Origin of the sequence: Actinoplanes sp. NPDC049598 (assembly GCF_040675435.1) — a bacterium.
Classification (GTDB): Bacteria; Actinomycetota; Actinomycetes; order Mycobacteriales; family Micromonosporaceae; genus Actinoplanes.
The window spans coordinates 174,500-200,637 of the sequence record NZ_JBFAOX010000009.1 but is presented as its reverse complement, the minus strand read 5'-3'; the positions used below and the strand labels follow the sequence as shown (position 1 = coordinate 200,637).

The following is a 26,138-nucleotide window of genomic DNA, read 5'->3' as shown; positions in this document are numbered from 1 at the left end:
GTCACCGCAGCTTCGGGTCGAAGGCGTCGCGGATCGCGTCGCCCAGCATGATGAAGGCCAGCACGGTGACGGCCAGGAAGACCGAGGGCCACACCACCGGGCCGGCCACGGTACGCACGTACGGCCCGGCCTCGGCGATCGCGGTGCCCCAGCTGATCGCATCGCCCTTGAGGCCGACACCGAGGTACGACAGCGTGGACTCGCTGGCGATGTTGATACCGAGCAGCAGCGTCAGCACCACTAGGAACGGGCCGATCGAGTTGGGCAGAACGTGCCGGAACATCTGGCGGGCCGGGCTTGCGCCGAGCATGCGCGCGGCCGCCACGTAGTCCTGCCCCTTGGCCGCGATGACCGCCGAGCGCATCACCCGGGCCGACGTCGTCCAGCCGAGCAGCCCGAGGGTCAGGGTCACGGCCAGGACACCGTTGTCCTGCTGACCGTTCGACAGCCGGTTGGCCAGCACGATCGCCGCGAGCAGGAACGGGACGCCGAGCACCACGTCGACGAAGCGGGACAGCAGCGCGTCCAGCCAGCCGCCGAAGTAACCGGCGGCCAGCCCGACCAGCAGGCCGATCACACCGGCGATCACGGTCGCGCTGAGGCCGACGATCAGTGAGTCCCGCGCGCCGTAGACGGTCCTGGCATAGACGTTGCAGCCCTGGAAGTCGAACCCGAAGGGCGCCCCGTCGGCCGCGCCCGCGTTCTTGTCGGCGAGGTCGCACGCGCGCGGGTCGGCCGAGGTGAACAGCGACGGCCAGAGAGCCATCAGCAGGATCACCACGACGAGCACGGCCGCGACCCAGAAGATCTTGCTGGCGCGCAGGTCGAGCCAGGCGTCCCCGGCCAGGCTGCGCGGCTTGGCCGGCGAGCCGCCGTGGCGGGGCCGGTTCGCGGCCGGGCCGGGCGCCTCGGCCGCGGTCACGGCGTTGAGGTCACTCATAGCGGATCCTGGGGTCGAGGGCGGCGTACAGCAGGTCGACGATCAGGTTGATCACCAGGAAGACGATCACCAGAACGCTCACGAAGCCGACCACCAGCGGGCCGTCCTCGGTCCGGATGCCGCGGAACAGGTTGTAGCCGACGCCGGGGATGTTGAAGACGCCCTCGGTGACGATCGCGCCCGACATCAGCGCGCCGATGTCCACACCGATCAGCGTGATCACCGGGATCAGCGAGTTGCGCAGCACGTGCACGCCGATCACCCGCTTGCCGGTCAGCCCCTTGGCCCGGGCGGTACGCACGTAGTCGGCCCGCATGTTCTCGGCCACCGAGGAGCGGGTCACCCGCAGCTCGGTGGCGATCACCAGGGTGCCCAGCACCAGCGCCGGCAGCAGCAGATCCCACAGGCCGGCGTCGCGGGTGACGGTCACCGGGAACCAGCCCAGCTGGACACCGAAGATCACCTGGGCCAGCGGGGCCAGCACCACGATCGGCAGGGCCAGCACGATCAGCGTGACCACCAGCGTGACGTTGTCGAAGACGCCGCCGCGGCGGACGCCGGAGAGCACGCCGGCCGAGATCGCGATCACGGCCGCGATCAGGACCGAGAGCAGCGCCAGCTTGATCGTGATGGGCCAGGCGTCGGCCAGCATCGCGCTGATCGGGCGCTGGGTCAGCGACATCCCGAGGTCGCCGGTGAGCAGGCCCTTCACGTAGTGCCAGTACTGCACGAGGAACGGATCGTCGAAGTGGAACTTCGCGTCCAGGGCCGCGCGCTGGCTCTCGCTGAGCGGGCGCTCGCCGGCCAGGGCCTGGTACGGGTCGTCCTGGTTGGCGAACATCAGGGCGTAGACGAGGAAGGTCGCCCCGAAGAAGGTGAGCACCATCTGGAGCAGGCGCCGCACGATGTAGCGGAACATGTGGCTGAAGCCTCTTGGGCCGAAGGGGTGGAACACAGCGGTGGCGCCACGGTTTCACCTCAACCGCGGCGCCACCACCATCAGAACGGTCAGACTAACTGGCGATATCGATCTTGTAGATGTCCACGATGGCGAACAGGTCCATGGACACGTCGATGACCCGCTCCGAGTGGCCATAGACGTTCTGGCCGAACCGCAGCGGCAGCACCGGCATGTCCTGGGCCAGGATGTCCTCGGCGTTCTGCCAGAGTTTCGTGGCCTGCTGCACGGTCGCCGCCTCCGAGCCCTGCCGGACCAGGCTGTCGAACGTCGTGTTCTTGTAGCCGCCGTAGTTCGAGGAGCCGTCGCTGGTGTAGAGCGGGCCGAGGTAGTTCTCCATCAGCGGGTAGTCCATCGACCAGGCGAGCCGGTACATGCCGACGTCCTCGTGGGCGCGCACCTTGGCCAGCAGGTCGGTCAGCTTGGGCACGGTGGCGCCGACGCAGTTGACGCCGAGCGACGACTTGATCTGGTTGCACATCGCGTCGATCCAGGGCTTGTGCCCGCCGTCGGCGTTGTACGTGATCTTGATTTCCCGGGGGCCGCCGGCCGCGTTGTACATCTGCCGGGCCTTCACCGGGTTGTACTCACAGTTCTGCTTGCAGGTGTCCTTGCGGGCGCCCTGCAGGACCGGCGAGACGAACGCCGTCGCGGGGCTCACCGAGCCGAGGAAGATCTGCTCGGTCATCTCCTGGCGGTTGATCGCCATCGAGATGGCCCGGCGCACCTGCGGGCTCTTGTACTTGTCGTCGTAGAGCGGGAAGCCGACGAAGTCGAAACTCGAGCTCGGGCTCTTGAGCAGCCGGTCGCCCAGGTCGCTGGAGGCCTGCGGCAGGCTCTCGACGGGGATCTGGGTCTCGACGTCGAGGTTGCCCGCGACCAGGTCGTTGTACTGCGTGGTGAGATCCTGGTAGATCTTCCACGTGATGCCGTTGACCTTGGGCACGGTGCCCTTGAAGTCGGCGACCTTCTCGACCTGGACCTGCTGGTCGTGCTGCCACTTACCCTTGATCTTGAAGGGCCCGTTGCCGATCGGCGCCTCGCCGAAGTCCTTCTTGAGCACGCCCTCGCTCTCGAACGCCGCCTTGGGCAGCGGGTAGAACGCGGTGTAGCCCATCACCGTCTCCCAGCCGGCGAAGCCCGCGGAGAGGGTGACCGTGAAGGTCGTGTTATTGATCTTGCGAAGCCCGCTGAGCGTCTTGGCCTTGGGCTCGGGCGCCTCGAGCGGGCCGTCCTTGCCGTCCGGGTCCTCCGACTGCAGGTCGGCGAAGCCCTGGATCCGGCTGAAGAAGTACGACGCGAGCTGACCGTTCGGGCCGTACGCCCCGTAGTTCCAGGCGTTGATGTAGTTGTCCGAGGTGACCGGTTCGCCGTTGCTGAAGGTGAAGCCCGGCTTGAGCCTGATGGTCCAGACCCGGTTGGAAGCATCGTGCGTGATCGACTGAGCGGCGACCGCGTACGGCACGCTCTTGTCGGTGAAGCGCACAAGCGGGTAGAACAGCGACGAAAGCACCTGCGAGCCACCCGTTTCCACCACATTGGACGGGATCAGGCTCGTCGGCTCGACGATTCCGATGCTGATGCTGTTCGGCAGGGCTTCGGCATCGTCCGAGGAACTACCGCTGCAGCCCGACGCCAACAAGACGATGGCGGCCGCTGCGGCCGCCATCTTCCACGGGCTTTTCCCAGGCATGGGGTGGGTGCCTCCTTCAAGGGGCGCTCACGGGGGTCGTGTGAGTCGCCAGCAACTGTGACACAGAGCCAACGACAGCCAAGAACCCGTTACCAAGCCGATACTAGACAGGCCCGGCGTCACGCTTGCCCCTCGACCGGTTCTTCGATATGAGCAACCCGGTTTACCTGGGAAAACGCCGTTCGGTACGCGAACGGCAACCCACCGCAGCGCGCGATTGAAGATCAATCAGACGAGTCGCCGATCGGCCGCCCAACGTGACAATTCGTAACGGTTGCTCATTTGGAGCTTGCGCAGCACGTTCGACACGTGGGTCTCGACCGTCTTGATCGAGATGAACAGCTCCTTGGCGATCTCCTTGTAGGCATAACCCCGGGCCAGCAGCCGCAGCACCTCGCGCTCCCGGTTGGTGAGCTGGTCGAGCTCGGGGTCGGCGACCGGCACGTCGGGCCGGGAGGCGAAGGCGTCCAGCACGAAGCCGGCCAGCCGCGGGCTGAACACGGCGTCGCCGTCGGCCACCCGGCGGATCGCGGCGGCCAGCTCGTCCGGCGAGATCGTCTTGGTCACGTAACCGCGGGCGCCGGCCCGGATCAGGCCGATCACGTCCTCGGCCGCGTCGGAGACGGAAAGGGCCAGGAAGCGCACGTGCGGATGGGTGCGCCGCATCGCGTCGAGCACCGCGCGGCCGCCGCCGTCGGGCATGTGCACGTCGAGCAGGACCACGTCCGGCTCGGCCGCCGCGATCCTGCTGACCGCCTCGGCCACCGTGCTCGCCTCGCCGATGACGTCGACGTGCGCGCCCAGCTCGGCCCGCACGCCCGCGCGGAACATCGCGTGGTCGTCGACCAGGAAGACGGTGAGCCGCCGGTTCTCGGGCTCGGTCATCGTGTTGCCTCCTTACCGGCCGTCACACTGTCCCGCGAGACGGGCAGGGTCAGCCGGACCTCTGTTCCGTCGCCGACGGCGCTGCGGATCTCCGCCTTGCCGCCGTGACGCTGCATCCGTCCGATGATCGAGCCTCGCACGCCGTGCCGGGACTCCTGCACGCCGTTGAGCTCGAATCCGGCGCCACGGTCGCGGACGAAGACGCTCAACTCGTCCGGCTCGACCTCGGCGTAGAGCGAGACCGTCTGCACACCGGCGTGCCGGGCCGCGTTGACCATGGCCTCGCGGGCCGCGGCGACCAGGGCCGCCACCCGCTCGTCGCACTCGGTGTCACCCACCACGACGGTCTCGACACTGATCGCATAGGTGTCCTCGACCTCGGCGGCGGCCTGCTCGAGGGCGGCCGCGAACCGCTCGGTGGGCGAGGCGGTCGGCTTGTAGAGCCAGTTGCGCAGGCTGCGCTCCTGGCCCCGGGCCAGCCGCTGCACCTCTTTGATGTCGGCCGAGTTGCGCTGGATCAGCGCCAGCGTGTGCAGCACCTGGTCGTGGATCATGGCGGCCACCTCGGCCCGCTCCTGCTCGCGGATGCGGCCCTCGCGCTCGCTGCGCAGCTGGTTGAACATGCGCCAGATCAGCGGGGCGGCGACCACCCCGACGCCGAGCAGCCCGACCAGCGCGAAGATCACGCCGTTGATCACTGACGTGAGGCTGCCGGCCGGCGCGTAGACGGCGACCACGCCGATCACGCCCGTCGCGACCAGCACGCCGCCGCCGATGAAGCGGAGCAGGAAGAACCGGCGGTCGCTCTCCGCCACCACGGCCGCCAGCCAGGGCGTCTGCGGCATGTTGGAGCCCCACTGGCCGCGGCGCGTCGGGTCGGCCTGATGCCAGATGATGCCGGCGCCGACCGCGACCACGGCGATCAGCCAGCCCACCGTGCCGGCCACGTTGTCCTCGAAGACCAGCGCCTGCAGGAGGATGACACCGAGACCGATGGCCCCGAAGGGCAGCAGCATCGCGAGGTCGCGCCGTTTGGCCGGCGGCTCGCCGGTGGCCACGATCTGTTGCGGCAGCACGGCCCAGAAGGCCGCGTAGAGCAGGAGGCCGAGGCCGTTGAAACCGAGCAGGACGACCAGGGCGACGCGCACGGCCAGCACGGGCACGCCCAGGTGCTGCGCGAGCCCGGACGCGACACCCGCGATGATGCGGTGGTCGCGCGGCCTGTACAGGCGGCGGGTGGGCGGTGCGGCGGCGGTGCTGATGGCTCCTCCTCGGTTGTGTCCTCCGATCGTCACACGTCCCGCGCTGGAGGACCACGGGGAACTTCCCCTGGTATCCGGCGGCCCGGATCTCAGGGTGGCCTCAGGGTCGGCGCCGGAAGCGCCTCGGGTGCCCGGCGGGCGAGGATCGATGCCATGAACGAGCAAGCTGCCGAACCGCAGGGCACTCGGGAGACACAGGGCGCCCCAACCCCGGGCGCCCCCACGCCGGGCGCTCAGTCCCAGGGCGCTCAGGCGCAGGGCACTCAGGCGCCCCCGGCGCCTCCCGCCGCGGATTGGAACGCGCCGCCGTGGGCCGGCGGCCCGGCCTTCTCCCGGGACAAGCTCGTCCGGCCGCGCAAGCCCCGCTACCTGGCGGGTGTCTCCGGCGCCCTGGCCCGGGCCACCAACACCGACCCGGTGCTGTGGCGCGTGCTGTTCGCCGTGCTCGGTGTGATCAGCGGCGTCGGCGTGCTGCTTTACCTCATCGGCTGGCTGATCATCCCGGCCGAGGGCGACACCGCCTCGCCGATCGAGTCGCTGCTCGGCAAGGGCCGCTCGGGCATGACGCCGGTCTCGGTGGTGGTCCTCGGCGGCGCCGCGGTGCTGTCGTTCGCCTTCATCGTGCAGGACGGTGTCCGGGCCAGCCTGCTCGCCTGCGCGGTCATCTTCGGCGCGATCATCCTGATCAAGCGGTCGAGCTCACACGGGGGTCATCCGTCGGCCACCGCGCCTCCGCCACCGCCCGCCGCGGACCCGTTCCCGCCCGCTTCGGACCCGTTCCCAACCGCCGCGGACCCGTTCCCGCCCGCTTCGGACCCGTTCCCGACCGCCGAGTTCGCCACGGCGCCCACGCCGCCGCCGACCGGGCCGACGGCCACCATGCCGCCGCCGGCCGCGGACGCTCCCGAGCCCCCGGTCGAGCCGGTCACCGCGCCGATGCCGCCGTTCGAGCCGGCGGCCGCGCCGGCGCCGCCGTTCGCGCCGCCGTCCGGGGCCTATCGGCCGCCGTTCGCCCCGCACGGCCCGTTCGCCCGGCCCACCCCGGCCACCTACCCGCCCGCGCCCCCGGCGCCGCCCGCGGCCAAGAAGCCGAAGAAGCCCAAGGAGCGCTCCAAGCTGGGCCGCCTCACCTTCTTCGCGCTGATCGTGGTGATGGGCGTGATGGCCCTGATCGACACGGCTGGGGCGAACATCGCGGTCTCCGCGTACTTCGCGGCGGCGCTGGCCACGATCGGGGCCGGCCTGATCGTCGGCGCCTGGCTCGGCCGGGCCCGCGGCCTGATCGCGCTGGGCCTGGTGACGTCGCTCGGCCTGTTGGCCGCGACGGGCTCCGAGCGCTGGGGCGACGACGTCGCCAACAGCGTCTACCGGCCGACCAGCCCGGCCCAGATCGCCGACCGGTACGACTTCACGCTTGGCGACGCCACGCTCGACCTGCGCCAGGTGGACTTCGCCGGGCAGCAGCAGACGATCACCGTGACCATGAAGTTCGGCCAGGTGCGGGTGATCCTCCCGCCGACCGTCGACACGACCGCCTCGCTGCAGGTGGCGAACGGCCGGGCCGAGATCTTCGGCAAGACTTACGAGGGCGAGTCGCTCAACGACGAGGCCCTGACCGACCTCGGCCCGGACGGCGCCGGGGGCGGCACGCTCAAGCTCGACCTGCGGCTGGACGCGGGCAACCTGGAGGTGCACCGATGAGACCGCATCGCACGGACGGCGTCTCGCTCAGCTTCGGCATCCTGTTCCTGCTGGTCGTCGCGTGGTGGGCGGCCTCGGCGGTGGTCACCGTCCACCTGCCCGCGGTGGGCTGGCTGGTGGCCGGCGGCCTGATCGTCTTCGGCGTGATCGGCCTGCTCGGCGCCCTCCGCTCGGCCCGGGGCGGCCCGCCCGAGCCGGCCCTGGCGACCGCTGTGCCGGCCCCGGCCCCGGAGCCGCAGATCCCCGGTGACCTCCCGCCGGAGATGCACGCCTCGATCGTCCGCGAGCTGCTCGAGGAGCCGTCGGAGCGGTTCACCAAGCAACACCCCACGCCGCCCGAGAAGTAGCCCACCATATGCTCGTTGCCATGACGTACCCCGTGGTGTCCAACGCTCCGATCGCCGGGGTCGGCCCCGTCGCCGCCCGGGCCCTGACCGCCGAGTTCGCCCGGCACAACGCGCCCACCACCGCCCTGGTGTTCGCCGCCGACCACGCCACCGAGGTGGTGGCGGCCGCGGTCGAGGCGCTGCTCCCGGCCGACCAGCTGACCCTGGTGGCCGGCGAGCGCAGCACGGCCGACCTGCTGCGCGACCACATCACCGGGCTCGGCAGCTGGATCGCCGACCGGGTCCGGGTGGTCGACGCCCTGGAGGACGCGGAGCCGGCCGACGTGGTGATCGTCGGCGAGCCGCTGACCGGCACCGCCGACGAGGTCCGGGTCCTGCTCGACCGTCTCGGGAAATACCTGAACGAGGGCGCCGTGCTCACCGTGGCCACCCCGGCTACGCCGGGGCGCACCGGCGGCGCGGCGGCCGAGCTGTTCCGCCAGGGCGCGCTGTTCGGGGTCGGCTCCGATCTCGTGCTGCGCAACCAGCCGCCGCTGCGGGTGCACAAGCTGCGGTTCACCGCGGCCGACCCGCGGGTGGCGGCCACCCTGGCCCCGGCCTACCGGCCGTCCAGCGTCCCGGTGACCCGCACGATGCACGTCGACTCGAACGGCGTGGCCGCCGCCGGCATCGCGCTCGGCCTGGCCGCGCTGGCCCGCCGGGCCCGGCCCAAGTCGAAGCTGTGGCTGCTGCCGGCGCTGGCCGCGGCGCCGGTGGCCGCGTTCTTCCGCGACCCCGAGCGTGAGGTGCCGCAGGACGCGTCGGCCGTGGTCGCCGCGGCCGACGGCCGGGTGCTGTCGATCGAGCGGATGACCGACGAGCGCTTCGGCCCCGGCGAGTTCCTGCGGATCGCGGTCTTCCTGTCCGTCCTCGACGTGCACGTCAACCGGGTGCCGGTGGCGGGCCGGGTGTCCGACTACTTCGTCGAGGAGGGCGGCTACGCGAACGCGATGACCGCCGCCGCCGAGCACAACGTCGCGGCCTACACGGTGCTCGACACCGAGCACGGCACGGTCGTGGTCGCCCAGCGCACCGGCCTGATCGCCCGCCGGATCGTGCAGCGGGCGCCGGTGGGCACGCTGGTGGCCAAGGGCGAGCGGATGGGCCTGATCCGGTTCGGCTCGCGCACCGACGTCTACCTGCCCGCCGGGGCGGCCGAGCCGCTGGTCGCCGTCAACGACAAGGTCGTCGGCGGTTCCTCCGTCATCGCGCGCTGGCTCTAGAGACAAAATCGGCCGCCCCTCGGGGCGGCCGATTTCTTAAGCCGAACTCTTAAGCGGTCCTTCTCTCCCGCATCCAGAGCACCGGGCCACTGACCAGGTACGCCGCCACGATCATGACGAACGTCAGGCGCGCGTCGATCAGGGCGCCGACGATCGGCAGCAGCCAGAGCCAGGCCGGCAGCCGCAGGAGCCGGGCCAGCTTCGCGTACGGGAAGCTGGAGACCATCGCGAAGGCCAGCAGCGCCACGCCGCCGAGCAGGGCCAGGCCGGGCAGCGGCAGGCCGATGAGCACCGACACCGCGAGCACCGCGGCCACCATGGTGGTCGGCACGCCGCAGAAGAACTTGCCGTCCTTGGGCGAGACGTTGAAGCGGGCCAGGCGGATCGCGGCGCAGGCCGCGACGAGCACGCAGGCCACCGCGGCGGCCGGCGTGGGCACGCTGTGGGCCAGCGAGGCGTAGACCACGACGGGCGCGGCCAGGCCGAACGAGCACATGTCGGCCAGCGAGTCCATCTGGGCGCCGAACGGGCTGGAGACGCCGAGCTTGCGGGCCAGCGCGCCGTCGAGGCCGTCGAACGCCACGCAGGCGACCAGACAGGCGGCCGCGAGGCGGACGTCGCCGTGCATCGCCAGGAAGATCGCGGTCAGCCCGAGGGCCAGGCTGGCGATCGTGCAGCCGTTGACGATCGCGAAGCGCACCTTGCGGGCCGCGGTGTGCTCACCGGGCAGCAGGGAGGCCGGGATCTCGTCGGGCGCGACCGCCGGAGTTGCCAGGTGCGGCGCCGCCGGGCCGATGGCCCGTACATGCTCGGCACCCGTGTAGATGACTTCTGCCCTGGTGGCGGTGGCGGCCCGGCCGGACTCAGCGTTCCGGCGAACGACCCGCACCATCAGGGCCTGCCGCGCGATGGTTCCTCCGCGGCGCAGACGGCCTGCCCAACGACGACCGGCGGGACGGGGGCTATCCGTCGATCGACGCCGGCGCCAAGGGGATCTCGGCACGTGCTTCCTCCATGAGATAGGTGGCCCACCTGCACGTTTGCGGTGGGTTGAGGCCCGGTAGCCCGCCGCACACGCGGACCGGGGAAATTCGCGGTGTACACCATCGCACAGCCGGACGACGTTGGCGAGAAGTCGAACGGCCGTCGTTGGCAGGTGCGTCTCCCGTTTCTTTCCTTGGCCGGGCGGGTCGGAACGGGCCACGATCTCCCATCCCGGATAACGATTCTAACTCGCCCGTTCCGCCCCGATTCGGGCTACGGCGACGGCGGCCGGCTCGGTCAGGTCGAGCCGGCGAGCCTGCGCCGGCGTGAACCAGCGGGCCTCCGCGGTGGAACCGTCCACCTCCTTGACCTGCGGTTCCGTCGGCGTGTCGACCTCGAATCGGAACAGGACGCGGATGACGTGCCAGTCGATCGGCACGCCTTCCGGACCGACCGCGGCCGGGTCGTAACGGTGTGAGATCTCCACCAGACCGGTCACCCGGCCGTGCTGCCCGGTCTCCTCGAAGACCTCCCGGGCCAGGGCGGCTTCGGGCGTCTCGCCGTGATCGGTCCCGCCGCCCGGAACGTGCCAGCGCCCGGCTCCTGGATACCCCGTGGCGATCCGAGTAAGCAGGATGCGTCCCTCCGGATCCGACGCCGCCGCATACGCCCCGAACCGCTGGACGCGGGCCGGCCGCGCCAACTCCTCGTCGGGCGGAGGGGACGGGGTGGCGCCGGGCGGAGGCGGCGAGGCCGCCCCGGCGGAGGGCAGGAGGGCCGCTGCGGTGAACGGCATCAGCGGGAGGGCGGCCGGGTCGGCGACCCACTCGACGAGCTCGGTGGTGCCCTCGGCCTCGTTACGCAGCGTCCCGCCGGTCACCGAGACGTCGTAGATGATCCGGTCGGTGTGCTCGAGGTCGCCGCCGGACAGCCGGGCCAGGTCCGCGGTGACGGTGTTGAGCCCGTCGATGCGTACGGCCAGGCCGGTCTCCTCGCCGAACTCGCGCACGACCGCGTCGTCCGGGTGCTCGCCCTGCTCGACGCCGCCGCCGGGCAGGGTCCAGAGGCCGGGGAACTCGCTGAGCGGCGAGTTCCGGGCGAGCAGCACCCGCCCGGAATCGTCGCGACAGATTCCGTAGGCTCCGACGCGTCTGATCCTCACATGATCAGATTAGCCGCGCTTTCTTCAATGCCTCGGCCGTCACTTCGGTCAGCTGGTCCTCGTCGAGGTCGGCGACCTGCTTGACCGGCATCCAGCGGGCCTCGGAGGTGGAGCCGCCGACGTCCTTGACCGCGACCTCCGAGGGCGCGTCGACGACCACGCGGTAGAAGGCGCGCACGCCGTGCCAGTCGATCGGGTAGCCCTCGGGGCCGAGCGACGCCGCGTCGCGGTGGCTGGCCACGCCGAGCAGCTCGACCAGCCGGCCCTCCTGGCCGGTCTCCTCGACCAGCTCGCGGATCAGGGCCGTGCCGGGCTGCTCGCCGTAGTCGGTGCCGCCGCCGGGCAGGTGCCAGCGGCCCTCGCCCGGGTAGCCGGGGGCGATGCGGGTGAGCAGCAGGCTGGTGTCCTGCGGGTCGGTGGCGATCGCGTAGGCCGCGAAGCGCTGCGCCCGGTGCAGCCCGTCCGGCCCGGGATAGGCGTAGAACGACGGGAAGGTGGGCGCCGGCTCGGGCCGCAGGTCGGCCGAGGCGCTGCCCAGCCCGAGCGCGTTCGCGGTGAACTGGCGGAGTTTGAGGCGCTCGGCCTCCTCCAGCGTGTGCCAGCGGGCCAGGTCGGTGGGATGACCGATGCGGTCCACCAGCGTGCCGCCCCGGATGGAGACCGAGTAGATGAGGCGGTCGGTGTGGATCGTGACGCCGCGGTGCGGCAGCGCGCGCATGTCGGCCAGGACGTCGCGGAGGCCGGTGACGGCGACCGAGAGGCCGGTCTCGGCTGCCGTCTCGCGGACGACGGTGTGGTTGGGATCTTCGCCGTGGTCGACGGCGCCACCGGGCAGGGACCAGACGCCGGGCGTGCCGGAGCTGGTGGAGGCCCGGACCAGCAGGACGCGGCCCTCGTCGTCGCGGGCGACGGCGTAGGCGGCGATCCGGCGGAGCGGTTCGAGTGCGGGGGTCACGGGCGGCATTCTGCCCGGATTATGTGAACTGCAGAAAACATCTGTCGGATTCCTGACAGGGTGCTCGCGCAGAGTAATCCCTGATCAGAGCGTTGCCCCGGACAACGTGCACTAGATCGACCACGAACCGTAACCATCATTTCAGGGTACGTATCCGGGCCACACCTGAGGTCGTAGGGCCTCGCCCGACCCCACTATTGGGGCATGAACGAGGCACCCTACAAGCTTCTCCGCCGCCCCACGGACGACCGCGTCGGGGCCGGCGTCTGCAGCGGCCTGGGCCGCTACTTCGGCGTCGACCCGGTGCTGGTCCGGGTCGCCTTCGTCGTGCTCGCCGCCGCCACCTGGGGCGCGGCCCTGCTGGCCTATCCCCTGATGTGGTTCCTCATGCCCGAGGAGTGGTGACGGCTCACTCCCACTCGATGGTGCCCGGCGGCTTGCTGGTCACGTCGAGCACGACCCGGTTGACCTCGCGAACCTCGTTCGTGATCCGGGTCGAGATCTTGGCGATCACGTCGTAGGGCAGACGCGACCAGTCGGCCGTCATCGCGTCCTCGCTGGAGACCGGCCGCAGCACCACGGGGTGACCGTACGTACGGCCGTCGCCCTGCACGCCGACGCTGCGCACGTCGGCCAGCAGCACCACCGGGAACTGCCAGACGTCGCGGTCGAGGCCGGCCGCGGTCAGCTCCTCGCGGGCGATCAGGTCGGCCGCGCGCAGCAGGTCGAGCCGCTCCCGGTCGACCGCGCCGATGATGCGGATGGCCAGGCCCGGGCCGGGGAACGGGTGGCGCTGCACCATCTCGTCGGGCAGGCCGAGCTCGGTGCCGAGCGCGCGCACCTCATCCTTGAACAGGGTGCGCAGCGGCTCGATGAGCGCGAACTGGAGGTCGTCGGGCAGGCCGCCCACGTTGTGGTGCGACTTGATGTTGGCCGTGCCGGTGCCGCCGCCCGACTCGACCACGTCGGGGTAGAGGGTGCCCTGCACGAGGAACTCGATGTGCCGCTCGGCGTCGAGCTCGCGGGCCGCGGCCTCGAACGTCCGGATGAACTCGCGGCCGATGATCTTGCGCTTCTGCTCGGGGTCGGTGACCCCGGCCAGGTGGCCCAGGAACGACTCGGCCGCGTCGACCACCTTGAGCCGGATGCCGGTGGCGGCCACGTAGTCCTTCTCGACCTGCTCCGCCTCGCCCGCCCGCAGCAGGCCGTGGTCGACGAAGATGCAGGTCAGCTGGTCACCGATGGCCTTGTGGACGAGCGCGGCGGCGACCGCCGAGTCGACACCGCCGGAGAGGCCGCAGATCACCTGCTTGTCGCCCACCTGCTCGCGGATCGCGGCCACCTGCTCGTCGATGATGTTGGACGACGTCCAGGTCGGCTCGATGCCGGCGATGTCGTACAGGAAGCGCTTGAGCATCTCCTGGCCCTGCTCGGTGTGCGCCACCTCGGGGTGGAACTGCACACCGGCCCGCTTGGCCGTCAGGTCCTCGAACGCGGCCACCGGGGCCCCCGGGGTCGACGCGGTGACCGCGAAGCCCTGGGGCGCGACGGCCACGCTGTCGCCGTGGCTCATCCACACCGGCAGGTCGTCCGGGAGCTCGCGCAGCAGGGTGCCGCCCTGCGCGCTGAGCAGGGTGCGCCCGTACTCCCGGGAGCCGGTGTGCGCGACCGTGCCGCCCAGCGCCTGGGCCATGGCCTGGAAGCCGTAGCAGATGCCGAAGACGGGCACGTCGTTGTCGAACAGGCCCGGGTCGAGGACGGGCGCGCCCGGCTCGTAGACGCTGGACGGGCCGCCGGACAGGATGATCGCGGCGGGGTTCTTGGCCAGCATCTCGGCCACCGGCATCGAATGCGGGACGATCTCCGAGTAGACCCGCGCCTCGCGGACGCGGCGGGCGATCAGCTGGGCGTACTGGGCGCCGAAATCGACGACGAGAACGGGGCGGGGTGTACTCACCCCGAGAGTTTACCTAGAGCGCCTGGAGCGCCCGGAGAGCGTCGACCCGGCCCGACGGCACGGTCCTGGTGGCGACGATGGCCGAGCGGATCTGGGCCGCGGTCGGCTTCTTCGCCGACGAGGCGAGCAGGCCGGCCACGCCGGCGATGAACGGGGCGGCCGACGAGGTGCCGCAGTACTGCCCGATCGCGCCGGACGGGCCCTGGGCCGGGTTGCAGCCGGGCGCGGTCACGTCGACCCACGAGCCGTAGTTGGACCAGCTGTAGCGGGCGCCGGTCGAGGTGACGCCGCCGACGGCCAGCACCGACGGGATGGCCGCCGGGTAGTGCGGGGCCGAGACGCCCTTGTTGCCCGCCGCGGCGACGATCAGGGCGCCCTTGGCCTCGGCGTAGGTGACGGCGTCGCGCAGGATGCTGCTGTCGGCCGAGCCGCCCAGCGACAGGCTGATGATGCTCGCGCCGCGGTCGGCGGCGAAGCGGATGCCGTCGGCGATGGCGGTGTAGCTGCCGCTGCCCTTGGCGTTGAGCACCTTGACCGGCAGGATGCGGCAGTTCCAGCAGATGCCGGCGATGCCGGTGCGGTTCTGGCCGCCCGCGGCGACCACGCCCGCGGCCATCGTGCCGTGGCCGTTGTCGTCGGCCGGGTTGCTGTCGCCGTTGACGAAGTCGTAGCCGGGCAGCATGCGGGTGCGCAGGTCGGGCAGCGGGTTCACGCCGGTGTCGAGCACCGCCACGATCACCCGGTTGTTGCCGCGGACGGTGTTCCAGACCTGGTCGACCCGGGTCTGCTTGAGGCCCCACTGGGTCGAGAAGCCCGGGTCGTTCGGCTTCGACCAGCCGTCGGCCGAGGCCACCGCGGCGTCCGAGGCCGGCGCGACGAACAGCGCGGCACCCGCGAGCAGACCGGCGAACAGCTTCCCGACACGACCGAGCACGTGCAGACCCCCAAAGCGAAAAGGAGCCGGCCAGAGTGGCCGGCTCCCTTCACTTCGGTTCGCTCACTGACCGTTCCGGTCCAAGCCGGTTGCGGTCGGGTTGTTACCTCTTGTACGTGTACTTGGCCGACAGCTGGACGTTGCCCGCCTTGTCGTAGGTCCGCAGCTGCACCGACCCGTTGTTCGGCACCGAGGTCGCCTTGATCGTGAACGGCGTGGTGGTGGAGCGCTGCTGGGAGACCTTGCCGTTGATCAGCAGCTGGGTCACCTTGACGCCGCGGTTGTCGGAGACGGCGAACTTGACCGTGATGTTCCCGGAGATCTTGGAGCCGCTCTTCGGGGCCGAGGTGATCTTCACGACCGGCTTGACGTTGTCCACGATCAGGACGCGGCCGGAGACGATCCGCTGGTTGCCGGCCTTGTCCCAGATGCGCAGCTCGACCTTGGTGGCGCCGTTGTAGGCGTTGGTCGCCCACGGCACCCCGAACGGGGCCTTGGTGGCCACGCCCTTGGCGACGCCGTTGACGTACAGGTTGACGTTGCGGATGCCCGACCAGTTGTCGCCGATGCCGACCGGGGTGATCGTGGTCGTGCCGCGGACCAGGGCGTTCTGCGGCGGGCTGATGGTGCTCAGCGAGGCCGCGGTGGTGTCGGTGGCGAAGGTCAGCGCGTCCTTGGCGTCGATCTTGCCGTAGTTGACGACGCCCTTGGCCGGCAGCGGGTGCTTGGCCGCGGAGCGCTGCAGCGCCTGCATCAGCGACCAGCCGGTGAAGTTCGGGTTCTTCGCCTTGATCAGGCCGGCGATGCCGGACACGATCGGCGCCGCGAACGAGGTGCCGTTGAGGCCGGTCTCGTAGTTGCCGAACCGGTCCATGCTCGTCACGGTGCCCGGCGCCGCCAGGTCGACCCAGCCGTCGCCCGACTTGTTGCGGTACGAGTACGACGCCAGGGTCGTGGACCGCTGGGCGGTGGCGGCCACGGCCACCACGTCGGTGTAGGCCGCCGGGTACGACTTCGTGGTCAGCGGGTCGGTCGGGTACGACTTGTTGCCGGCCGCGGCGACGACCAGGACCCCGGCCGTGTTGGCGTAGGCCACGGCGTCGGAGAGCACCTTGGAGGCGCCGGGGCCGCCGAGCGACAGGTTGATGATCTTCGCGCCCTGCTTGACGGCGTAGGTGATGCCGGCCGCCACGTCGCTGTCCCAGCCGCTGCCCTGGCTGTCGAGGACCTTGACCGGGATGATCCGGCAGGTCCAGCAGAGGCCGGCCATGCCGTTGGTGTTGTTGCCGCGGGCCGCGATCAGGGCGGCCACCGCGGTGCCGTGACCGGCGTCGTCGGCCGGGGAGGTGTCCTTGTTGACGAAGTCGTAGCCGCCCAGCACCGCGCCGGACAGGTCGCCGACGCCGTTCACGCCGGTGTCCACGACAGCGATCTTGATGGGCGACGAGCCGCCGGTCGTCGAGTCCCACGCCTGCGGCGCCCGGACCTCGTCGATCTCGGGCTGCTCACCCTGCCGGTAGGCCTCGTCGTTGGGCACCAGGGACGCCTTGCGCTGCTGGTCGACCTCGACGTAGGCGACGTTGGGGTCGCTGCGCAGGGCGGCGATCGTCGCGGCGCTGCGCGCGCCCGGCACCTGCACCGCCGCGGCGTGCAGCTCCTCGAGCGCCTTGGCGTCGGTGGCCGCGTCGAGCTTGTTCGCGCCCGCGGCGGAAAGAGTGTTGGCGGCCGCGGTGCGGTTCGCGCCGTCCTTGTAGCCGACGATCAGGCGCACCGGCGACGTCGACTGCGGAGTCGACGGCTTGGTGTCGGCCAGGGCCCAGGTGGTCACGCTCGTCATCGCCAGGACGACGGCGGTGGAGATCGAGCCGACGGCGACCCGTCGTTTGGTGAGCTTCATCGAAGCTTGCCTCCCCCGTTGATAAGCGGCGGTCAGCGTACGGCCCCGAACGTGAAAAGCAATGACCCGTTTCACAAGGCGGGATGACGGGGCATTGAGCTGGTGATCACCGTGAATTAGTGTTCCGCCATGCGGAACAGCAGGCTTGGTCTCTGGATCGGCGCGGCGATCGTCCTGGTGCTGCTGGCCGGCGGGGGGATCGCCTGGGCGCTCCGCTCCGGATCGGACGAGCCCGCGGCGGCCCCGGCCCCGTCGATCTCCGTCTCGGCCGAGCCTACGACGCCGGCGCCGGCCACGACGTCCCCCGCCCCGTCGCCCGGGGCCGACATCACCGGCCCGCTCGACCTTCTCCTCATCGGCGTGGACACCCGGGTCAGCATCCCCGACTGGCAGCCGCACGCCGACGCCGTCATGCTCCTGCACGTCGAGCGGGGCCTGAAGAAGGCGTACCTCTACTCGCTGCCCCGCGACCTGCGGGTGAGCTACGACGGCGGCACCCACAAGCTCACCGAGGCGATGAGCCGCGGCGCCGGCGACCGGCGCGACGTCAAGAAGGGCTACGAGCTGCTCTCCCGGACGATCAGCCAGTACACCGGGATCAAGCAGTTCCAGGCCGGCGCGATCCTCAACTTCGGCGGCCTGGAGCGGCTCACCGCCCAGCTCGGCGGGGTCGACCTGGTGATCGACCAGACGGTGAAGTCGCGGCACCGCAAGCCCGACGGCACGCTGCGGCCGCTGGTCGGCGGCGACTACGTCGGGCCACAGGCGGTCTACCAGGCCGGCCGGCGTCACCTGGCCGGCTGGCAGGCGATCGACTACGCCCGCCAGCGCTACGGCCTGCCCAACGGCGACTACGACCGGCAGCGCCACCAGCGGCAGCTCGTCTCCGCCCTGTTCGGCAAGGCGCTCGACCGCAACCTGGCCGACGACCCGGCCGCCCTGGAGGGCGTGCTCAAGGCGCTCGGCGACACCCTCGTCTACCTGGGCGGGCGCACGCCGATCGAGTACGCGTACGCCCTGCGCGACCTCACCCCGCAGAACATCACCCGGGTCAGCCTGCCCGGCGACAGCGTCCTCGGCGGCGGCGGCTACCTCGGCGAACGGCTGACCGCCGAGGGCAAGGGCTTCGTCACCGCGGTCGCCCAGGGCAAGGCGGCCGGCTACCTGGCCGGCCACCCCAAGCTCGTGGACAAGGGTTAAGGCTTGGCCGGCTTGGCCTTGTCGAAGAGCCACTTCTGGAAGAAATCGTCGAGCTGCTTCCCGGAGACCTGCTCGGCCAGGGCGATCATGTCGTCGGTGGTGGCGTTGCCGTCGCGGTGCAGGCTGGTCCACTGCTTGAGCAATTTGTCGAAGGCGGCGTCGCCGATGGTCTTGCGCAGCGCGTAGACGGTCATGCCGCCGCGCTGGTAGACGGCGTCGCCGAAGATCCGGTTGGCCCCGGGGTCGCCGGTGGTCTCCGGCGTCTGGGTCCAGCCGTAGTTCTCGTACGTGTCGTCGAAGGCCTGCTCGACGGTCTGCACCTGCTCGTGCTCGTCCCACAGCCACTCGGCGTACGTGGCGAAGCCCTCGTTGAGCCAGATGTCCTGCCAGCGGTCGAGGGCCACGCTGTCGCCGAACCACTGATGCGCCAGCTCGTGGGCGACGACGGTGTCGTTCTCGCCGCCGGCGAAGAACGACGGGCCGTAGACCGGGCGGGTCTGCGTTTCCAGGGCGTAGCCGATGCGCTGCTCGTCCACGACCACGCCGCCGTTGGCGTCGAACGGGTACGGCCCGAACTTGGTGGCCAGAAAGTCGGTGATCTCGCCGGTCTTCGCGATCGACTCGGCGGCCGGGCCGTTCGCGGGCAGCGAGTCGGCGATCGCGGTGATCATCGGCTTGCCGCCGTGCGTGCCCTTGGTGATCCGGTACTGGCCGATCACCACGTACGACAGGTAGCTGGCCATCGGCGAGCTCTCGCTCCAGGTCCAGGTGGTCCAGCCGCCGGCGTCCTTCGTCGCGCCCTGGACGCCGTTGCTGATCGCCTCGAGACCGGACGGCACGGTCATCTCCAGGCGCCACGTCGCCTTGTCCGACGGGTGGTCGTTCACGGGATACCACGTGCTGGCCGACTCGGGCTGGCCCAGCGCGATGGCCCCGGTGGGCGTCTCCAGCCACCCGCCGTCGCCGAGAGTGGCGTTGGCGAGCCGGGACGGCTTGCCGCCGTACCGGATGACCGTGGTGAACTCGCGGCCCCGGGCGATGCCGTCGGCCGGCTTGATGGTCAGCTCGGCGCCCGCGGCCGACGAGGTGGCCTTCTCCCCGTCGACCGTCACGTCGCTCACGGCGAGCTTCGAGAGGTCCAGGTTGAAGGCCGACAGGTCCTGGGTGGCGGTCGCGGTGATCGTGGCCGTGCCGGTGAGCTCGTCCGTCTTCGGGTCGAACTTCACCTTCAGGTCGTACCCGGCGACGTCGTACCCGCCGTTGCCGTACTTCGGGAAATACGGATCTCCGGCCCCGTCGGCTCCGGCGGCGAAGGAACTCGCCGCCGGCGCCGGTTTGCCGTCGTCTCCCGAACACCCGCTCGCGGCCAGCAACACGACCGCGAGCACCACCCCTGCACGCCTCATGGCGAGAGGTTAGCGGTCGAGGACCAACGCGACTTTTTGGAACTCCTTGACGTCGCTGTAGCCGCACTTGGCCATCGCGCGCTTGAGTCCACCGAAGAGGTTGAGCTGGCCATCGGCCCGGTCGGCCGGGCCGAACAGCAGCTCATCGAGGGTGCCGTCGGGCTCACCGGCGATGCAGAAGCCACCCCGGGGCAGCTGCGGGTGGCTCGCCGAGGAGTGCCACCAGGCCCCGCCGGCGGGCGCGCCCTCGGCCAGCGAGAGGGGCTCGCCGAGCATCACGGCGTCGGCGCCGCACCCGATCGCCTTGGCGATATCACCCGAAGTGGAGATGCCACCGTCCGCGATCAGGTGAACGTAACGGCCACCGGTCTCGTCCAGGTAGTCGCGGCGGGCGGCCGCGGCGTCGGCGATCGCGGACGCCATCGGCACCCGGATGCCGAGGACGGTGTCGGTCGTGGACCACTCGTCGGCGCCGACCCCGACGATGACGCCGGCGGCGCCGGTGCGCATCAGGTGCAGGGCGGTCTTGTAGTCCGTACAGCCGCCGACGATCACCGGCAGGTCGAGGTCGGCGATGAACTCCTTGAGGTTCAGCGGCTCGTCCGTGGTCGAGACGTGCTCGGCGCTGACCAGGGTGCCCTGGATGACCAGCAGGTCGACGCCGGCGTCGAGCACGACCGGGGCCAGCGCCAGCGTGTGCTGCGGCGACACCCGCACGGCGACGGTGACGCCGCCCTCACGCATGACCCGCACCCGCTCGGCGATCAGCTCCGGCTTGATCGGCTCGGAGTAGACCTCCTGCAGGCGCTTGGTCGCGTCGGCGTCCTCGTCGAGCGCGGCCAGCTCCTCCAGGACCTTGGTCGGGTCCTCGTACCTGGTCCAGAGGCCCTCGGCGTTGAGCACGCCCAGGCCGCCGAGGCGGCCCAGGGCGACCGCGGACTCCGGGCTCATGGTGGCGTCGGACGGATGCGCGACGCAGGGGATCTTGAAGGGGTACGCGTCGAGGCGCCACTCGGTGGACACGTCGTCCACGTCGCGGGTGCGCCGGCTCGGGACGATCGCGATGTCGTCCAGGTGATACCCCCGCTGGGCGGTCTTGCCCAGTCCGATCTCCACTACGTCGCGCATATCAAGATGCCTTCAATTCCTTTTAAGGGTGGTGGTGGGGTGGTTGGACGGGCTACCGGGAGTGGTAGTTAGGGGCTTCCACCGTCATCTGGATGTCGTGCGGGTGGCTCTCCTTGAGACCCGCGGCGGTGATCCGGATGAGCTGGCCGCGCTCCTGAAGGTCAGGGATCGTCTCGGCGCCCGCGTAGCCCATGGCCAGGCGAACGCCGCCGACGAGCTGACCGACGACGCGCGACAGAGGACCACGATAGGGCACCTGGCCCTCGACGCCCTCGGGAACCAGCTTCTCCTCGGGCACGTCGTGCTGGAAGTAGCGGTCCTTCGAGTACGACTTGGCCTGGCCACGCGACTGCATGGCGCCCAGCGAGCCCATCCCCCGGTAGGACTTGTACTGCTTGCCGTTCACGAAGATCAGGTCGCCCGGGCTCTCCTCGGAGCCGGCCAGCAGGCCACCCAGCATGACCGTCTCGGCCCCGGCCACCAGCGCCTTGGCGATGTCGCCGCTGTACTGGATGCCGCCGTCGGCGATCACCGGGACGCCGGCCGGACGGCAGGCCCGGGCCGCCTCCATCACGGCGGTGATCTGCGGGACGCCGACACCGGCGACGATCCGCGTGGTGCAGATCGCGCCCGGGCCCACGCCCACCTTGACCGCGTCGGCCCCCGCCTCGGCCATCGCCTTGGCCCCGGCGAAGGTCGCCACGTTGCCGCCGACGATGTCGGTCGCGGTGTCGCGCTTGAGACGGGCGATCATGTCGAGCACCTGGCGCTGGTGACCGTGCGAGGTGTCCACGATGATCACGTCGACGCCGGCGTCGATCAGGCCCCGGGCCCGCTTGTACGAGTCGTCGCCGACCCCGACGGCCGCGGCCACCCGCAGGCGGCCCTGGTCGTCCTTGGTCGCGTCGGGGAACTGCTCGCTCTTGGTGAAGTCCTTCACCGTGATCAGGCCGCGCAGGCGACCGGCGCCGTCGACCAGCGGCAGCTTCTCGATCTTGTGCTTCTGCAGCAGGCCGAGCGCCTCGTCCTTGCTCACGCCGACCGGCGCCGTGATCAGCGGCAGCTTGGTCATCACGTCGCGGACCTTCGCGTCCTGGTCCGTGACGAAGCGCATGTCGCGGTTGGTGACGATGCCGACCAGGGTGCCGTCGGCGTCGGTGACCGGCACGCCGGAGATGCGGTAGCGGCCGCAGAGCTGGTCGACCTCGCGCAGCGTGGCCTCGGGGCTGCAGGTGACCGGGTTGGTGATCATGCCGGACTCGGACCGCTTGACCAGGTCGACCTGGGCCGCCTGGTCCTCGGCGGAGAGATTGCGGTGCAGCACGCCGATGCCGCCCTGGCGGGCCATCGCGATCGCCATGCGCGCCTCGGTGACCGTGTCCATCGCGGCCGAGAGCAGCGGGATGGTCAACTCGATGTTCCGGGTGAGGCGGGTCCTCGTATTGACCCGGCTGGGCACGATGTCCGACTCACCGGGCTGTAGCAGCACGTCGTCGAAGGTCAGACCGAGCGGAACCGTACGAGCGGAATCAGTCTCCACGGAGCATCCCTAACTGCAAGAGGTCGGATGGTTCATCGTACCTATCCACCTCGGGACACCCGGGCGGACGGACCGGCCGTGCGGGCCAGCACACATCTACCGAAGGTGAGTACGGTATGGGGGTGCAAGAAGAGCCGATCGACCCGTTCAACGGCGACCCGAGCGACCCGGCCGCCGAGCTCGACGACCTCACCGAGGACGCCGAGTCCGAGCCGCTGACCGAGGCCGAACGGCAGGACGTGCTCGAGGACCTCTCCGACCTGGAGATCTACCAGGCGCTGCTCAGCCCGACGGGCATCCGGGGCCTGGTCATCGAGTGTGAGGACTGCCACGAGCCGCACTACTTCGACTGGGATCTGCTGCGCGGCAATCTGCGCCATCTGCTGACCAGCGGGCAGCCGCGCGTGCACGAGCCGGCCTACGACCCGGATCCGGATCACTACGTCACGTGGGAGTACGCCCGCGGTTACGCCGACGGCGTACACGACACTTTGACCGAGGGCACAGAAGAAGGGGAGTCGCGCTGAGCGCGACCCCCCTTACGTCCGATTTAAGCGACTAATCCGGCTCGGAAGCCGGCGGCCACCGCGTGGGCTCGGTCGCGAGCCCCTAATTTGCGGAAGAGCCGCCGCGCGTGGGTCTTGACGGTGTCCTCCGAGACGAAGAGCTCCCGCCCGATCTCGGCGTTGCTCTTGCCGTCGGCCATCCCCCGCAGCACCTGCAGCTCGCGCTCGGTGAGCGTGAGCCGCCGCCCGGCCGGCGCCGGATCGGCCACGCCGACCTGGGCCTCGTTGCCCGGCCAGGCCACCATGGGCCGGCCGGTGGCGGGATCGATCGGGGCATCGCCACGCTGGGCCGGCACCATCGGCGAGTTGGGCAGCATGGCCGGCACGGCCCCGGCGTTGGGCGAGCCCACCGCCAGACCGTTCTGATAGGCGGCCCGGGCCGCGGTCGAGTTGCTGTTGCGGGCCCCACCGGCGACGGCGGCCGGCTGGGCGTTCGCCCCGTTGATCGGCATGCCCTGGGGGCGTACCGGCAGCAGGAGCAGCAGCAGCGCCTTGGCCACCACGCTGACCAGATCGTGTTCCACGCCGCGGATGACTCCGCGGGCGCCGGCGGCCACGGCCGCGGCGGCGACGCGCGGGTCCTCGGCACCGAAGAGAACGACCTGTGCCTGAGGGGCACGGGCGAGGACGCGCCGGGTGAAGCCGACGCTGTCGGGACGGGTCACAGCGGTGTCAGCCAGGACCACTTCAGCCGGCCGTTCAGCCAGGCGGATCATGGCCTCGGTCTCGCTGACCGCGGTCCGGACGACGCCGGTCATGCCGAGCCGGGCCGCGGTGGACGCGACGGTCTGGGCCGCCAGCGGGGTACGGACGCACACGAGGACGGTACGCACAGTGATCCTCCTTCTCTCTCAGAGGAGATCACGCGAGGGCCGCAGCATTACGCGCTTTAGATGGAAAAAATGGGAAAGATCGGTATGAGTTGCTTGGCCGGTGCCATACGGCTGGTGAAGACATCGACATGGTGCGTGTGAGCCGGGGATCACCGGGGTAACACGGCGGCAGGCCTGAGCAAGGGCCCTCATGACCACACTCCGCGTGGCCACGCGGGAGGAGGGTTTTTCATGTCGAACGTTCGCAGATTGCCCGGGCCCATCGCTGATCTCTGGGATTGGCAGCGCCTCGGGCTCTGCCGGGGCCGGGACAGTGCGCAGTTCTTCCACCCGGACGGTGAGCGCGGGTCGTCCCGCAACCGCCGGGAGGCCAAAGCCAAGGCGATGTGCGGCGCGTGCCCGGTTCGGGCCGAGTGCGCCGCCCACGCCCTCGCGGTACGTGAGCCGTACGGGGTCTGGGGTGGCCTCACCGAGGCGGAGCGGCTGCGGCTGCTCGCCGTCGGTTGGGAGGACACCGCCGACCGCCATCACGGACGTGTCGACCTTGCTCGTCTCGAGGCCCGCCTGGGCCGGCCCCACAAGTCGGCGGTGCCGGCACAACGGCAGGCGCCGGCGGCCTGACGCTGAACCACACCCGGCATGACCATGACGATCCGGTCCCCTTCCGGGGGCCGGGTCGCGTTGTTCGACGGCTCTTGTTCAACCGCATCGGTGGACATGCAACCCACCGTATGAGCGACTTGCCTTTCCGAGACGGACCGTTAGTGCGGCCTTCAAGCAAGTGGCACACCGGCGTTCTCGTCAGCTGCTGTGCCTTCCTTATTTGATGGCGACCTTCACCGCGTGCCAGCCGGTCGCGCCGTCCGGGTCGGGCGGGGCCGGGGTGCTCGTCTGGGTCTCCCCCTTGAGGTCGGTGGCCCGCACCCGCAGCCGATGCTCACCCTCCGTGGCCTGCCACTGGTAACTCCACTGCCGCCAGGTGTCCGCCGAGACCGTCGCCGCGAGGGTCGCCTCCGCCCACGGCCCGTCGTCCACCTGCACCTCGACCTTGGCGATGCCGGTGTGCTGGGCCCAGGCGACCCCGCCCACGACCACTGTGCCCGGCGCCCGCTTGGCCCCGTCCCGCGGCGTGTCGATCCGCGACTCCGTCTTGATCGGGCCCTGGGCCGACCAGCCGCGCGGCACCCAGTAGGCGTCGAAGTCGGCGAACCGGGTCAACTCGATCTCGGTGATCCACTTGCAGGCGCTGACATATCCGTACAGTCCCGGCACGACCATGCGCACCGGAAAGCCGTGGTCGACCGGCAGCGGCTCACCGTTCATCCCCACCGTGAGCAGCGCGTCCCGCCCGTCCCGGAGCACGGCCGTCGGTGTGCCGCAGGTCCACCCGTCCACCGACCGCTGCACCACCTGATCGGCTTCCGGCAGCGGGTCCGCCTCGTCGAGCAGCTCCTTGATCGGCGTGCCGAGCCACAGCGCGTTACCGATCAAATCCCCGCCGACCTCGTTCGACACGCAGGCGAGCGTCACATACCGCTCGATCATCGGCCGCTGCAGCAGCTGCTCCCAGGTCAACGTGATCGGGTTACGCACCATCCCGTGAATCCGCAGCTGCCACGTCGACGGATCCACCTGCGGCGGATAGAGGGCCGTGTCGATCCGGTAGAAATCCGCATTCGGCGACACATACGGCGTCACGCCGGGCACCTGCGCTCCGGCCGGCACCGTCGGCGGCGTCTGCCGCGGCGGCGGCAGCACAACCTCACTGCGCGCCTGCTGGACCGCCTGCCGTCCGGTCAGCAGCCGCCCGGCCACCCCGCCGACGACCGCAAGACCACCGGCCAGCCCGAGCATCTTCAAAAACCGGCGTCGCTCGCTCTCGGTGAGCCTCTCCGGGCCTTTGAAGTACGCGTCGTCCCCAGAACCCGCTTTCTCCGGGCCGGGTCCGCCGGGCTCGAGGCCGTCCGCCGGCTGCGGGTTGTCCTGCCCACTCGCGCTCACCCCCACCCCGGCCCCGACCCGGGCCCGGGTGGGTCGCGCCGCACCGGCGGTGGCGATCGACGGCGCCCCGGCCAGCCCCAGCAGCGCCCGCAGCACCCACACGGCCAGCCCCGCCCCCGCCACCGTCGGCAGCCAGGCGAAGACCCCCGCGTCGTGTCGGGTCATGGCCGCCGCGACGCCGATCACCGCGAACAGCGCGATCCCGGCCACCCCGGCCCGCCAGCGCCGCGCCGCCACCAGCCCGAGCCCGTACGCGTAGGCCGCCAGCAGAACCGCCGTCCCCACGATGAGCGCCGTCTTGTCGTGCACCCCGAACACCTGGACGCCGAAGTCCTTGACCGGCCCCGGCACGTTGTCCACCACCACGCCGCCCACCGCGAGCAGCGGCGCCGACAGCGGCCCGGTCGCCACGGCGACGATCTCGGCCGCCCCCACCGCCACCGCGGCCGCCGCCACCCCGGACAGGCCGGCGCGCACTGAAAGATTCACTCCACCATCCTGCTCCCCGTCAGCCCCGGCGGCGATGT

At 70.9% G+C, this 26,138-nt stretch carries 23 protein-coding genes; 7 read left to right on the top strand and 16 right to left on the bottom strand.

Going from position 1 to position 26,138, the window contains the following annotated elements; all coding sequences use genetic code 11:
* Position 1: 1 nt before the first annotated feature.
* The 5 genes from AB0J66_RS22095 to AB0J66_RS22075 all read right to left on the bottom strand — a co-directional run bounded on the left by AB0J66_RS22095 (position 2) and on the right by AB0J66_RS22075 (position 5,738).
* Positions 2-940: an ABC transporter permease gene (locus AB0J66_RS22095; RefSeq protein WP_364663467.1), complete on the bottom strand. Its 939-nt coding sequence runs from the start codon at positions 938-940 to the stop codon at positions 2-4.
* Positions 933-1,859 carry an ABC transporter permease gene (locus tag AB0J66_RS22090; RefSeq protein ID WP_364663464.1) on the bottom strand — a complete coding sequence of 309 codons (927 nt, stop codon included), beginning with the start codon at positions 1,857-1,859 and terminating at the stop codon, positions 933-935. Before AB0J66_RS22090 ends, AB0J66_RS22095 begins: the two co-directional genes overlap by 8 nt.
* Positions 1,860-1,953: 94 nt before the next feature.
* The gene (locus AB0J66_RS22085; protein ID WP_364663461.1) at positions 1,954-3,591 is read right to left on the bottom strand and encodes an ABC transporter substrate-binding protein; all 1,638 of its coding nucleotides are present in this window, start codon (positions 3,589-3,591) and stop codon (positions 1,954-1,956) included.
* A 228-nt stretch (positions 3,592-3,819) separates the two neighbouring features.
* Positions 3,820-4,476: a response regulator transcription factor gene (locus AB0J66_RS22080; protein WP_364663459.1), complete on the bottom strand. Its 657-nt coding sequence runs from the start codon at positions 4,474-4,476 to the stop codon at positions 3,820-3,822.
* Positions 4,473-5,738 (bottom strand): PspC domain-containing protein, encoded by a 1,266-nt coding sequence (locus AB0J66_RS22075; protein WP_364663937.1) that lies wholly within the window; start codon positions 5,736-5,738, stop codon positions 4,473-4,475. Before AB0J66_RS22075 ends, AB0J66_RS22080 begins: the two co-directional genes overlap by 4 nt.
* 153 nt (positions 5,739-5,891) lie before the next feature.
* On the opposite strand from AB0J66_RS22075, the gene AB0J66_RS22070 reads away from it, so the two are divergent.
* From AB0J66_RS22070 to AB0J66_RS22060, 3 genes are read left to right on the top strand one after another with little or no spacing between them, the layout of a single operon-like run.
* Entirely contained in the window at positions 5,892-7,439 is a 1,548-nt protein-coding gene (locus AB0J66_RS22070; RefSeq protein ID WP_364663457.1) for a PspC domain-containing protein, read from the top strand.
* On the top strand, positions 7,436-7,786 hold the full coding sequence (locus AB0J66_RS22065) for a hypothetical protein (protein WP_364663455.1): 351 nt from the start codon (positions 7,436-7,438) through the stop codon (positions 7,784-7,786). Before AB0J66_RS22070 ends, AB0J66_RS22065 begins: the two co-directional genes overlap by 4 nt.
* A gap of 20 nt (positions 7,787-7,806) precedes the next feature.
* A complete protein-coding gene (locus tag AB0J66_RS22060) occupies positions 7,807-9,048 on the top strand; it encodes a phosphatidylserine decarboxylase (protein ID WP_364663453.1) in 1,242 nt (413 codons plus the stop codon).
* Positions 9,049-9,097: 49 nt separating this feature from the next.
* Here AB0J66_RS22060 and AB0J66_RS22055 read toward each other — a convergent pair whose 3' ends face one another.
* From AB0J66_RS22055 to AB0J66_RS22045, 3 genes are all read right to left on the bottom strand, one after another.
* Positions 9,098-9,976, bottom strand: coding sequence for a CDP-alcohol phosphatidyltransferase family protein (locus AB0J66_RS22055; RefSeq protein WP_364663934.1), 879 nt, complete (start codon positions 9,974-9,976; stop codon positions 9,098-9,100).
* A gap of 300 nt (positions 9,977-10,276) precedes the next feature.
* Complete coding sequence (locus AB0J66_RS22050) at positions 10,277-11,194, bottom strand: NUDIX domain-containing protein (RefSeq protein ID WP_364663451.1); 918 nt, start codon at positions 11,192-11,194, stop codon at positions 10,277-10,279.
* A gap of 4 nt (positions 11,195-11,198) precedes the next feature.
* On the bottom strand, positions 11,199-12,149 hold the full coding sequence (locus tag AB0J66_RS22045) for an NUDIX hydrolase (RefSeq protein WP_364663449.1): 951 nt from the start codon (positions 12,147-12,149) through the stop codon (positions 11,199-11,201).
* A gap of 204 nt (positions 12,150-12,353) precedes the next feature.
* On the opposite strand from AB0J66_RS22045, the gene AB0J66_RS22040 reads away from it, so the two are divergent.
* Positions 12,354-12,554 (top strand): PspC domain-containing protein, encoded by a 201-nt coding sequence (locus tag AB0J66_RS22040; protein WP_364663447.1) that lies wholly within the window; start codon positions 12,354-12,356, stop codon positions 12,552-12,554.
* A gap of 4 nt (positions 12,555-12,558) precedes the next feature.
* Here AB0J66_RS22040 and guaA read toward each other — a convergent pair whose 3' ends face one another.
* The 3 genes from guaA to AB0J66_RS22025 form a co-directional block, all read right to left on the bottom strand.
* The gene (gene guaA / locus AB0J66_RS22035; protein ID WP_364663445.1) at positions 12,559-14,106 is read right to left on the bottom strand and encodes a glutamine-hydrolyzing GMP synthase; all 1,548 of its coding nucleotides are present in this window, start codon (positions 14,104-14,106) and stop codon (positions 12,559-12,561) included.
* Between the two features lie 13 nt (positions 14,107-14,119).
* Complete coding sequence (locus tag AB0J66_RS22030; RefSeq protein WP_364663443.1) at positions 14,120-15,040, bottom strand: S8 family peptidase; 921 nt, start codon at positions 15,038-15,040, stop codon at positions 14,120-14,122.
* A gap of 103 nt (positions 15,041-15,143) precedes the next feature.
* Positions 15,144-16,937 carry a S8 family serine peptidase gene (locus tag AB0J66_RS22025; RefSeq protein WP_364663440.1) on the bottom strand — a complete coding sequence of 598 codons (1,794 nt, stop codon included), beginning with the start codon at positions 16,935-16,937 and terminating at the stop codon, positions 15,144-15,146.
* A 129-nt stretch (positions 16,938-17,066) separates the two neighbouring features.
* Here AB0J66_RS22025 and AB0J66_RS22020 point away from each other — a divergent pair, with 129 nt between their 5' ends.
* Positions 17,067-18,137, top strand: a complete 1,071-nt coding sequence (locus tag AB0J66_RS22020) for an LCP family protein (protein WP_364663437.1) — start codon at positions 17,067-17,069, stop codon at positions 18,135-18,137.
* Here AB0J66_RS22020 and AB0J66_RS22015 read toward each other — a convergent pair.
* The 3 genes from AB0J66_RS22015 to guaB are packed head-to-tail and all read right to left on the bottom strand — an operon-like array spanning position 18,134 to position 22,211.
* Positions 18,134-19,543 carry a M1 family metallopeptidase gene (locus AB0J66_RS22015; protein ID WP_364663434.1) on the bottom strand — a complete coding sequence of 470 codons (1,410 nt, stop codon included), beginning with the start codon at positions 19,541-19,543 and terminating at the stop codon, positions 18,134-18,136. The genes AB0J66_RS22020 and AB0J66_RS22015 overlap by 4 nt on opposite strands.
* A 9-nt stretch (positions 19,544-19,552) precedes the next feature.
* Positions 19,553-20,671 carry a GuaB3 family IMP dehydrogenase-related protein gene (locus AB0J66_RS22010; protein WP_364663431.1) on the bottom strand — a complete coding sequence of 373 codons (1,119 nt, stop codon included), beginning with the start codon at positions 20,669-20,671 and terminating at the stop codon, positions 19,553-19,555.
* Positions 20,672-20,723: 52 nt separating this feature from the next.
* Positions 20,724-22,211: an IMP dehydrogenase gene (gene guaB, locus AB0J66_RS22005; RefSeq protein ID WP_364663428.1), complete on the bottom strand. Its 1,488-nt coding sequence runs from the start codon at positions 22,209-22,211 to the stop codon at positions 20,724-20,726.
* Positions 22,212-22,333: 122 nt separating this feature from the next.
* Here guaB and AB0J66_RS22000 point away from each other — a divergent pair, with 122 nt between their 5' ends.
* A complete protein-coding gene (locus AB0J66_RS22000) occupies positions 22,334-22,738 on the top strand; it encodes a DUF5319 domain-containing protein (protein WP_364663931.1) in 405 nt (134 codons plus the stop codon).
* A gap of 23 nt (positions 22,739-22,761) precedes the next feature.
* Here the strand turns inward: AB0J66_RS22000 and AB0J66_RS21995 are convergent, their stop codons facing one another.
* Entirely contained in the window at positions 22,762-23,610 is an 849-nt protein-coding gene (locus tag AB0J66_RS21995; RefSeq protein WP_364663426.1) for a helix-turn-helix transcriptional regulator, read from the bottom strand.
* 231 nt (positions 23,611-23,841) lie between these two features.
* Here AB0J66_RS21995 and AB0J66_RS21990 point away from each other — a divergent pair, with 231 nt between their 5' ends.
* Positions 23,842-24,231, top strand: a complete 390-nt coding sequence (locus tag AB0J66_RS21990) for a WhiB family transcriptional regulator (RefSeq protein WP_364663424.1) — start codon at positions 23,842-23,844, stop codon at positions 24,229-24,231.
* 198 nt (positions 24,232-24,429) lie between these two features.
* On the opposite strand, the gene AB0J66_RS21985 is transcribed toward AB0J66_RS21990, so the two are convergent.
* Positions 24,430-26,100, bottom strand: a complete 1,671-nt coding sequence (locus AB0J66_RS21985) for a molybdopterin-dependent oxidoreductase (protein WP_364663421.1) — start codon at positions 26,098-26,100, stop codon at positions 24,430-24,432.
* Positions 26,101-26,138: the final 38 nt, after the last annotated feature.